Annotated in this window: 9 protein-coding genes; 5 read left to right on the top strand and 4 right to left on the bottom strand. The window is 74.2% G+C overall.

The annotated features are described in order from the left end of the window. Positions 1-98 precede the first annotated feature (98 nt). From HCN56_RS20870 to HCN56_RS20855, 4 genes are all read left to right on the top strand, one after another. Positions 99-914 carry a hypothetical protein gene (locus HCN56_RS20870; RefSeq protein ID WP_167973415.1) on the top strand — a complete coding sequence of 272 codons (816 nt, stop codon included), beginning with the start codon at positions 99-101 and terminating at the stop codon, positions 912-914. Positions 915-1,083: 169 nt separating this feature from the next. Then, positions 1,084-1,497, top strand: coding sequence for a hypothetical protein (locus tag HCN56_RS20865; protein WP_167973413.1), 414 nt, complete (start codon positions 1,084-1,086; stop codon positions 1,495-1,497). Between the two features lie 295 nt (positions 1,498-1,792). Then, positions 1,793-2,515 carry an alpha/beta hydrolase gene (locus tag HCN56_RS20860; RefSeq protein ID WP_312871331.1) on the top strand — a complete coding sequence of 241 codons (723 nt, stop codon included), beginning with the start codon at positions 1,793-1,795 and terminating at the stop codon, positions 2,513-2,515. Positions 2,516-2,745: 230 nt separating this feature from the next. After that, positions 2,746-3,444, top strand: a complete 699-nt coding sequence (locus HCN56_RS20855) for a hypothetical protein (RefSeq protein WP_167973409.1) — start codon at positions 2,746-2,748, stop codon at positions 3,442-3,444. 72 nt (positions 3,445-3,516) lie between these two features. On the opposite strand, the gene HCN56_RS20850 is transcribed toward HCN56_RS20855, so the two are convergent. From HCN56_RS20850 to HCN56_RS20835, 4 genes are all read right to left on the bottom strand, one after another. Continuing rightward, positions 3,517-3,822 carry a hypothetical protein gene (locus tag HCN56_RS20850; protein WP_245246817.1) on the bottom strand — a complete coding sequence of 102 codons (306 nt, stop codon included), beginning with the start codon at positions 3,820-3,822 and terminating at the stop codon, positions 3,517-3,519. Between the two features lie 203 nt (positions 3,823-4,025). Beyond that, positions 4,026-4,775, bottom strand: a complete 750-nt coding sequence (locus tag HCN56_RS20845; RefSeq protein WP_167973417.1) for a succinate dehydrogenase/fumarate reductase iron-sulfur subunit — start codon at positions 4,773-4,775, stop codon at positions 4,026-4,028. A 169-nt stretch (positions 4,776-4,944) separates the two neighbouring features. Then, positions 4,945-6,924 carry a fumarate reductase/succinate dehydrogenase flavoprotein subunit gene (locus tag HCN56_RS20840; RefSeq protein WP_167973407.1) on the bottom strand — a complete coding sequence of 660 codons (1,980 nt, stop codon included), beginning with the start codon at positions 6,922-6,924 and terminating at the stop codon, positions 4,945-4,947. A gap of 2 nt (positions 6,925-6,926) precedes the next feature. Continuing rightward, positions 6,927-7,658 (bottom strand): succinate dehydrogenase cytochrome b subunit, encoded by a 732-nt coding sequence (locus HCN56_RS20835; RefSeq protein WP_167973405.1) that lies wholly within the window; start codon positions 7,656-7,658, stop codon positions 6,927-6,929. A 93-nt stretch (positions 7,659-7,751) separates the two neighbouring features. Between HCN56_RS20835 and HCN56_RS20830 the strand changes: the two genes are divergently transcribed. Beyond that, the gene (locus tag HCN56_RS20830; protein ID WP_167973403.1) at positions 7,752-8,642 is read left to right on the top strand and encodes a LysR family transcriptional regulator; all 891 of its coding nucleotides are present in this window, start codon (positions 7,752-7,754) and stop codon (positions 8,640-8,642) included. Positions 8,643-8,685: the final 43 nt, after the last annotated feature.

Raw genomic sequence — 8,685 nt, 5'->3', positions numbered from 1 at the left:
GCCGCCCCGCCGTCCGGGGAGGGCGGCGGGGCGGGCGGTGATCCGCGCTGTTGTTCCGGGGCTGTCCGATTCGTGCCGCGGATGAGACCCTGGGGTGCATGAGGGTCGTCGAGAGTTCGACGGTGGCCAAGAACGGCAGCCCCGAGGGCGGCGAGGACGGCATCGTCCTCGGCGACCACTACGCCGGGGTGGTCGACGGCGCCACCGACAAGACGGGACGGCGGTTCGCCGGGGTCTCCGGCGGACGGTTCGTGATGCTCACACTCAAGGACGCCGCGCTCGGCCTGCCGCCGGGCGCCACCGCCCGGGAGGCGGTGGACCGGCTGACGTCGGCGGTGGCGGAGGCGCTCCCCGACGGGTTGCCGGAGCTGGACCGGCCCTCGGCGGCCGTGACGCTCTTCTCCCGCGCCCGCCGCGAGATCTGGCAGATCGGCGACGTCGGCTTCAGCTTCCCGGGCGCGCCGGCGCCGCAGGGGCAGAAGAAGGTCGACCGCATCAACGTGGAGATGCGCGCCGCGGTGCTCCGCGCCGAGCTGCTGCGCGGCACCTCCGCCGACGAGCTGGCCGCCGAGGACCCGGGGCGCGCGGCGATCATGCCGCTGCTGACGCGGCAGGTCCACTTCGCCAACGCGGACCCTCGACAGGCCGGTGAACTCGCGTACGGCACCCTCGACGGCCGGCGCGTCCCGGACGCGCTGATCCGGGTGACCACGCTGCCCGCCGGGGTGCACGAGCTGATCATCGGCAGTGACGGCTACCCGGAGCTGCTCGGCACGCTCTCGGAGTCCGAACGGCACCTGAAGATCCTGCTGGCCGACGACCCGCTCTGCATCGACGGCCTTGCCGGGACCAAGGGCGTCGCTCCCGGCAACGAGAGCTACGACGACCGCAGCTATCTCCGGCTGGAGCTGTAGCCCCGCCGGCACCCGCGCGCTCCGCGGTACCCGGCAGCGCCGAACGGGTCGGCGCGCCCTCCCACCCTCCCCGACCGGGTGCTCTTGCCCGGCGCCGGGCTGGGTAGTCGCCGCATACTGGACGCCGGTCGGGCCCCCGGTACCGACCCACCCGAGCCGAGGAGACTGCATGGACGCGCGATTTCTGAGGGCCGTGGGCGCCGCCACCGCCGTGTACGGGCTGGCCGTCGCCGCCCGACCCGAGTACCTGGCCCGCCCCTCCGGTCTCACCGACGGCTTCGGGGAGGTCGCCAAGGAGACGGCGACCTCGCTGCGGCCGATCGGCCTGCGGGACGCCGCCATCGGAACGGCGATGGTGCTCGCACCGACGGGCCCCGCCCTGGCCACGGCGACCGCCGCGCGGATCGCCTCCGACTTCGGTGACGCGCTGCTCCTCGGCGCGACCCTGCCGCCGTGGCGCCGGGCGCCGGCGGTGGCGGTGAGTGTCGGCTGGGGCGCGCTCTCCGTGATCGGGCTGCTCCGCACACCGGGCGGCAGGGGCGCGGGCCCGTCGGGGTCGCGCCGCTGCCGCGGGAGCCGCTGACGACACGTTGTGCGCTGCCGCGGCCCGTCGGCGCCCCCGGCGGGGCGGGACGGGCCTCGGCGTGCCGAGGAGCCCGGCACCGGTGGCGGCGCGGCCCGTCCGTGCCCGTCCGTGCCGGTGCCGGTGCCGGCGCCGGCACCGGAACGAGAAATCCCGCCGCCGGACCCGTCCGGGTGCGGCGCGGCGCCGAACCATGAGTGGGTGGGCGTGCCCGTGTCTTCCCCTCCACCGGGCACGTCCGCCGCGAACGCCGTGCCCCGCCCGGGGCGACCGGCCGGACGAACGAGGGAGATCCGTGGAACCGCACCCCCCGGTGGTCCACCGGCGACCGGACCAGCCGCGCGGCGCCGTGCTGCTGCTGCACGGCGGGCGGGAGACCGGGCCCGAGGCGCCGCCCTTCTGGAACCTGCCGGGGCAGCGGATGCGGCCCTTCGCCCGGGCGTTGCGCCGCGGGCTGCCCGACACCGTCGTCGCCGGGGTGCGGTACCGGCACCGCGGGTGGAACCCGCCGCGGGCCGACGCGGCCCGCGACGCAGTGGCCGCGCTGGACAGCCTGGTCGCGGAGTTCGGCGACCTGCCCGTGGTGCTGGTCGGGCACTCCATGGGCGGCCGGGCCGCGCTGTGGGCCGCCGGTCACCACGCGGTACGGGGCGTGGTGGGGTTGGCGGCGTGGCTGCCGCCCGAGGACCCGGTGGAGCAGGTGGCCGACCGGCGGATCGTGATGCTGCACAGCGACCGGGACCGGATGACCGACCCGCGCGGCTCCTGGCTGGCCGTGGCGCGCGCCCGCCGGGCGGGTGGCCGCGCCTGCGGGGTGTGCATCCCCGGGAGCGACCACGCGATGCTGCGGCGCGCCGCGCTGTGGCACGCGCTGACGGTGCAGGTGGTCGGCGGGCTGCTGGACCCGGCGGTGATGCCGCCGGAGATCGCCGCCGAGTTGGCGACGGACGCGGACGGTGGGCCCGCGCCGGGACCGCACCGCATCGGGTACGAGCCGATCGCCGTCCCCGGCGGCTGACGGGGGCGGTGGCACCGGGCGCGGCCGACCCGTACGGCCGCGCCACCACGCACTCCCTGCGCAATTCGGTCACCGGAGGGCGAAAAGCGCACTCCACCTGCGGGTTTGTCGCAGCCCGGTCACGGACGCGGCGTGGCGCAACCGCTGCGGCAGCGCCAGGCGTTTCCCTGCTCGGACGACGCGGCGCATGACCGACGCCGCATCCGCCCGACCGAGGAGAGAACCGCCCCATGGCCCGCAGCACCACCTGGCTCACGGCAGCACTTCCCGTCGCCGCGCTCTCGCTGGCCCTCACCGCCTGCGGTGGGGACTCCGGCGGCGGTACGGACGACGCCGGCGGCGGCACCGACCGCTCCGAGACCGGCAGCGGCACCGAGACCGACGGCGAGGACGCGGACGCGGACGAGGAGACCGGGACGGAGACGGACGCGACGGGGGACGCGGGCGGCGGGGACGGCGACGGCCCGACCGTCACGACCTTCGCGATAGGCGAGACCAGCCACCCCGTGACCTATTACGCCGCCGACGACGAGGTCGCGGTCTTCACCATGACGGTGGACAAGGTGCACGTCGGGGAGGCCGCCGACATCGACCCGGAGCTGCTGTCCAACATCGACACCGAGGGGCAGCGTCCGGTGCACGTCCACACGACGTACACGCACGAGGAGGGCGAGCTGACCTGGTTCCTGCCGTCCGAGCCCACCTACCTCCGGATGTACCTGGCCGACGGCGAGCGCGGCACCAACATCCGCGGCGTCAACGACTTCGGGATGCCGGAGGGGTGCGACGGCTCCCCGATGCACGGGGGCGCGACCGAGCCGGGCGACACCTACCCCGACTGCCGGACGTTCCTGGTCCCCGAGGACGTCGACGTGACCGAGGTCCGCTGGGAGATGCGGGACGACGAGCTGGTCTGGGCGGTGGACTGACGGGCGCCCCGGGACGGGGACGGCGCCGGAGAGGGCCGGTCGGGGCGTGCCGCCCCGGCCGGCCCCGCCGCGTCAGTGCAGCATCAGCACGCGCACCTGGCGGCAGGTGGTGTCGGAGGGCGCGTGGACCCCGATGCGCAGGGCCATGGCGCGTATCCGTCGGTCGGTCGCCTGCGTCGGGTGGTAAACCCCGTCGGCGAGCAGGGCCGTCGCCAGCCGGAGGGCCTTCAGTCGCCGGTTGTGCGACTCGTACCAGGCGCGGGGCTGCCCCGGCGGCAGCGGTCGGCGACGTGCCGGCGGCGCGCAGGCGGCGGTGCCCGGGGTCGGGTGCGGGGCGGTGAGGGGAGCGGTCGGAGCGGACTGTACGACAACGGCCATCGGCGTCCTCCTGAAGACGTCGCGAACCCTTTCGAACACTCCCCATTCTAGTGGCGACCACTGACAGAACCGCTGGTCGTGACGGCTGCTGAGCGACCGTCACGCGCCCCGGCGCACCCCGGGGCGTCCACCGATGTTCGATTACGGAACACCCCGTCGGGACCCGCCTGCCCCGCCGGAATCACCGGGGCACGTCGGCGGTCTCAGCCGCGGCCGCCCTTGCGGACGGCGCGCAGGTACTCGCGGTTCATGTCGGCGATCGACTGGAACGGGATGCCCTTGGGGCAGGCCGTCGCGCAGGCGCCGACCTGGGTGCAGCCGCCGAACCCCTCCTCGTCCATGGCGTCGACCATGTCGAGGACCCGGCCCTCCCGCTCCGGCGCGCCCTGCGGCAGGACGTTGAGGTGCACCACCTTGGCCGCGGTGAACAGCATGGCGGCGCCGTTGGGGCAGGCGGCGACGCACGCGCCGCAGCCGATGCACTCGGCGTGGGCGAAGGCGTCGTCGGCGGCCGCCTTGGGCACCGCGGTGGCGTGGGCCTCGGGTGCGCTGCCGGTGGGTGCGGTGATGTAGCCGCCGGAGCCGATGATCCGGTCCAGCGAACCCCGGTCCACGACCAGGTCCCGGATGACGGGGAACGCCGAGGCGCGCCAGGGCTCGACGTCGATGGTGTCGCCGTCGTCGAAGTGCCGCATGTGCAGCTGGCAGGTGGTGGTGGGCTGCGGCCCGTGGGCGTCGCCGTTGATGACCACGCCGCAGGCGCCGCAGATGCCCTCGCGGCAGTCGTGGTCGAAGGCGACCGGCTCGTCCCCCTCGGCGATGAGCTGCTCGTTGAGGGTGTCCAGCATGTCGAGGAAGGACATGTCCGGCGAGATGCCGCTGATCCGGTAGGTCGTCATCGCGCCCGGCTCCTCGGGCCCGGCCTGCCGCCAGATCCGCAGCGTCAGCGCCATGTCGCCGTCGGCCGCGGCCGGCGCGGGGGCCTCGCCCGCGGCGCCGACGGGTGCCGCGGCGGCGGTGCTTCCGGTGTCGGTGTGCGGCGCGTTCATGATGCGTTCCGTCCCTTGTCCGTGGGGTGGTGGCCGCCCGGCGTCGGGCGGCGGTGCGGTGTGTGACGCGTCCTCACGCGTAGCTCCGGCGGCTGGGCAGCACGTCCTGGAACTCCAGCTCCTCACGGTGCAGCACCGGTGGTTTGCCCTCGCCCGTGAACTCCCAGGCGGCGACGTACTGGAACCGCGAGTCGTCACGCTCGGCCTCGCCGCCCTCCGTCTGGCTCTCGGTGCGGAAGTGCCCGCCGCAGGACTCCTCGCGGTGCAGCGCGTCGCGGCACATCAGCTCGGCGAGTTCGAGGTAGTCGGAGACGCGGTGGGCCTTCTCCAAGGACTGGTTGAGCGCCTCGCCGCTGCCGGGGACCCGGATGCGGTTCCAGAACTCCTCCCGCAGCCGGGGGATCTCGCTGAGCGCCCGGCGGAGTCCGGCCGCGTCACGGGCCATGCCGCAGTGCTCCCACAGCACCTCGCCGAGCTGCTTCTGGAACGACTCCGGGCTGCGGTCGCCGGGGTTGACCAGCAGGGCGTGGAGCCGGTTGGTGACCTCGCCGACGACCTCGCGCACCACCGGGTGGTCGGGGCCGAGTTCGCTGCGCGGGGTCAGGTCGCGCGGGAGGGTGGCGAGGTAGTCGCCGAGGGTCGACGGCAGGATGAAGTAGCCATCGGCCAGCCCCTGCATCAGCGCGGAGGCGCCGAGCCGGTTGGCGCCGTGGTCGGAGAAGTTCGCCTCCCCGATGGCGAACAGGCCGGGGACGGTGGTCTGGAGGTCGTAGTCGACCCACAGCCCGCCCATCGTGTAGTGGATGGCGGGGTAGATGCGCATCGGCGTCTCGTACGGGCTCTCGTCGGTGATGCGCTCGTACATCTCGAAGAGGTTGCCGTACTTCTGCTCCACCGCGGCGCGGCCGAGCCGCTCGATGGCGTCGGTGAAGTCGAGGTAGACGCCCTGTCCGCCCGGGCCCACTCCCCTGCCCTCGTCGCAGACGTTCTTCGCGGCGCGGGAGGCGATGTCGCGCGGCACCAGGTTGCCGAAGGCCGGGTAGGCGCGCTCCAGGTAGTAGTCCCGCTCGTCCTCGGGGATCTCCTGGGGCGGCCGGTGGTCGCCGGCGGTCCGCGGCACCCAGATGCGGCCGTCGTTGCGCAGCGACTCGCTCATCAGGGTGAGCTTGGACTGGTGGTCGCCGGCGCGCGGGATGCAGGTGGGATGGATCTGGGTGAAGCAGGGGTTGGCGAACAGCGCGCCGCGGCGGTGGGCGCGCCAGATGGCGGTGGCGTTGGAGTTCTTGGCGTTGGTGGAGAGGTGGAAGACGTTGCCGTAACCGCCGGTGGCGAGGACGACGGCGTCGGCGAGATAGGTGTCGATGCTGCCGGTCACCAGGTCGCGGGCGACGATCCCCCGGGCCCGGCCGTCGACCACCAGCAGGTCGAGCATCTCGGTCCGCTCGTGCATCTCGACACGGCCGGCGGCGATCTGCCGGGAGAGCGCCTGGTAGGCGCCGAGCAGCAGCTGCTGTCCGGTCTGGCCGCGGGCGTAGAAGGTGCGGGAGACCTGCACGCCGCCGAACGAGCGGGTGTCGAGGAGGCCGCCGTACTCGCGGGCGAACGGCACGCCCTGGGCGACGCACTGGTCGATGATCTGGGTGGAGACCTCGGCGAGCCGGTGGACGTTGGACTCCCGGGAGCGGAAGTCGCCGCCCTTCACGGTGTCCTGGAAGAGCCTGCGCACCGAGTCGCCGTCGTTGCGGTAGTTCTTCGCCGCGTTGATGCCGCCCTGCGCGGCGATCGAGTGGGCGCGGCGCGGGGAGTCCTGGTAGCAGAACTGGACGACGTGGTAGCCCTGTTCCGCGAGGGTGGCGCCGGCTGCGCCGCCCGCCAGCCCGGTGCCGACGACGATCACCGTGCGGGCGCGGCGGTTGGCGGGGTTGACGAGCTTGGCGGTGAACTTGCGGCGTTCCCAGCGCTCGGCGACGGGGCCCTCGGGGGCACGGGTGTCGGCCAGCGGTTCGCCGGTGGTCCAGCCCGCGTCCGCGGGGTCGGCGGTGGTGTCCTGCATGATCAGCTCACGACTCCCGTCATGACGGCGAAGGGCACGGCCAGGAAGCCGACGGTCAGCACCAGGGCCAGGGTGTTGGCGCCGGCGCGCAGCCCGCGGGCGGCGCGGGCGCTGGTGACGCCGAGGCTGCGGGCCGCCGCGTCGAAGCCGTGGCGCAGGTGCAGTCCGAGGGCGAGCATCGCGACGATGTAGATGGTGTTGCCGTACCAGGTGGAGAACGAGGCCACGACGTTCTCGTAGGGGTGGCCGGCCTCGGCGTTGGGGTTCACCGTCAGGGTGGTGAGGTCCAGGATGTGCCAGACGATGAACAGCGCCAGGATGACGCCGCCCCAGCGCATGGTGCGGGTCGCGAACGAGGACCGGCGCCGTGCGCCGCCGCGGTGGGCGTAGCCGACGGGCCGGGCGGCGATGTCCCGGCGGCTGAGCTGGTAGGCGGCGACGCCGTGGAGGACCACCGCGGCGAGCAGCACCACCCGCACCACCCAGAGCAGCCACTCGTACCCGAGGGCGGGTTCGCCGACGGTCCGCAGCCAGTGGGCGTAGCCGTTGAAGTCGTCGGGCCCGAAGAAGATCTTCAGGTTGCCGAGCATGTGAGCGACCAGGTAGGCGAGCATGACCAGGCCGGTCACCGCCATCACGGCCTTCTTGCCGATGGTCGAGCGCCAGAGCAGGCGCACTACGGAGGGGCTGCTCTCCGCCGCTGCGGGCGGTTTGTGCCGGGTCGCCAGTGCCATGTCGGGAACGGTAGTGACCGGTGATACATCCGTCCAAGACATAGAAACGCTTCGCTCGATAGGTGATGCCTATGGAGCGCTAGGCTGGCGGGCATGCAGCTCCACCAGCTCCGCTACTTCGCCGCCGTCGCCGACACCCGGCATTTCACCCGCGCGGCGGAGCGCGAGCACGTGGCGCAGCCCTCGTTGTCGCAGCAGATCAAGGCGTTGGAGCGCGAGCTCGGCACCGAGCTGTTCCACCGGGCGCGCGGGCACGTGACGCTGACCGACGCCGGGCAGACCCTGCTCCCGCTGGCCCGGCGCATCCTCGCCGACGCGGACACCGCGCGGCGGGAGGTGCAGGAGGTGGCGCTGCTGCGCCGGGGCCGGGTACGGCTCGGCGCGACCCCGAGCCTGTGCGTGGGGCTGGTCCCGCAGCTGCTGCGCACCTTCCACGACCGCTACCCGGGAGTCGAGCTGCACATCACCGAGGGCGGCTCGCAGGACCTGGTGCGCGAGCTGGGTGTGGGGGCGCTGGACCTGGCGCTGGTGATCGCGCCGCCGGCGCCGCGCGGACCGGCACTGGTCGCCCGCGAGCTGTTCCGTGAGGACCTGGTGGTCGTCTCGGCGCCCGACGGGCCCGGGCCCGTACCCGGCACGGAACTGCGCGTGGCGGACCTGCGCACCCTGCCGATGGTGATGTTCCGCCACGGCTACGACCTGCGGGAACTGACCCTCGGCGCCTGCCGGGCGGCCGGGTTCGAACCCGAGCTGGCGGTGGAGGGCGGGGAGATGGACGCGGTGCTGGCGATGGTCGGCGTGGGGCTCGGCGTGGCGGTGGTCCCGCGGACCGCCGCCGACCGCTCCGGGCTGCGCGTCACCCCGTTCACCGCCCCGGGGCTGCACCGCACGGTGTCGGTGGCCCACCGCGGCGACGTCTCCCCGCCGCGCGCCGCGCGGGAGCTGCAGCGGCTGCTGGGCGAGATGACCGCCGCCCCCGGCTGAGGCCCCGCCGTGGAGGCGCCGACCGGGACGGCCGGCCCGCGCC

This window comes from Streptomyces lonarensis (assembly GCF_012033735.1).
GTDB classification, from domain to species: Bacteria; Actinomycetota; Actinomycetes; order Streptomycetales; family Streptomycetaceae; genus Streptomyces; species Streptomyces lonarensis.
This window is presented reverse-complemented; position numbering and strand designations above follow the sequence as displayed.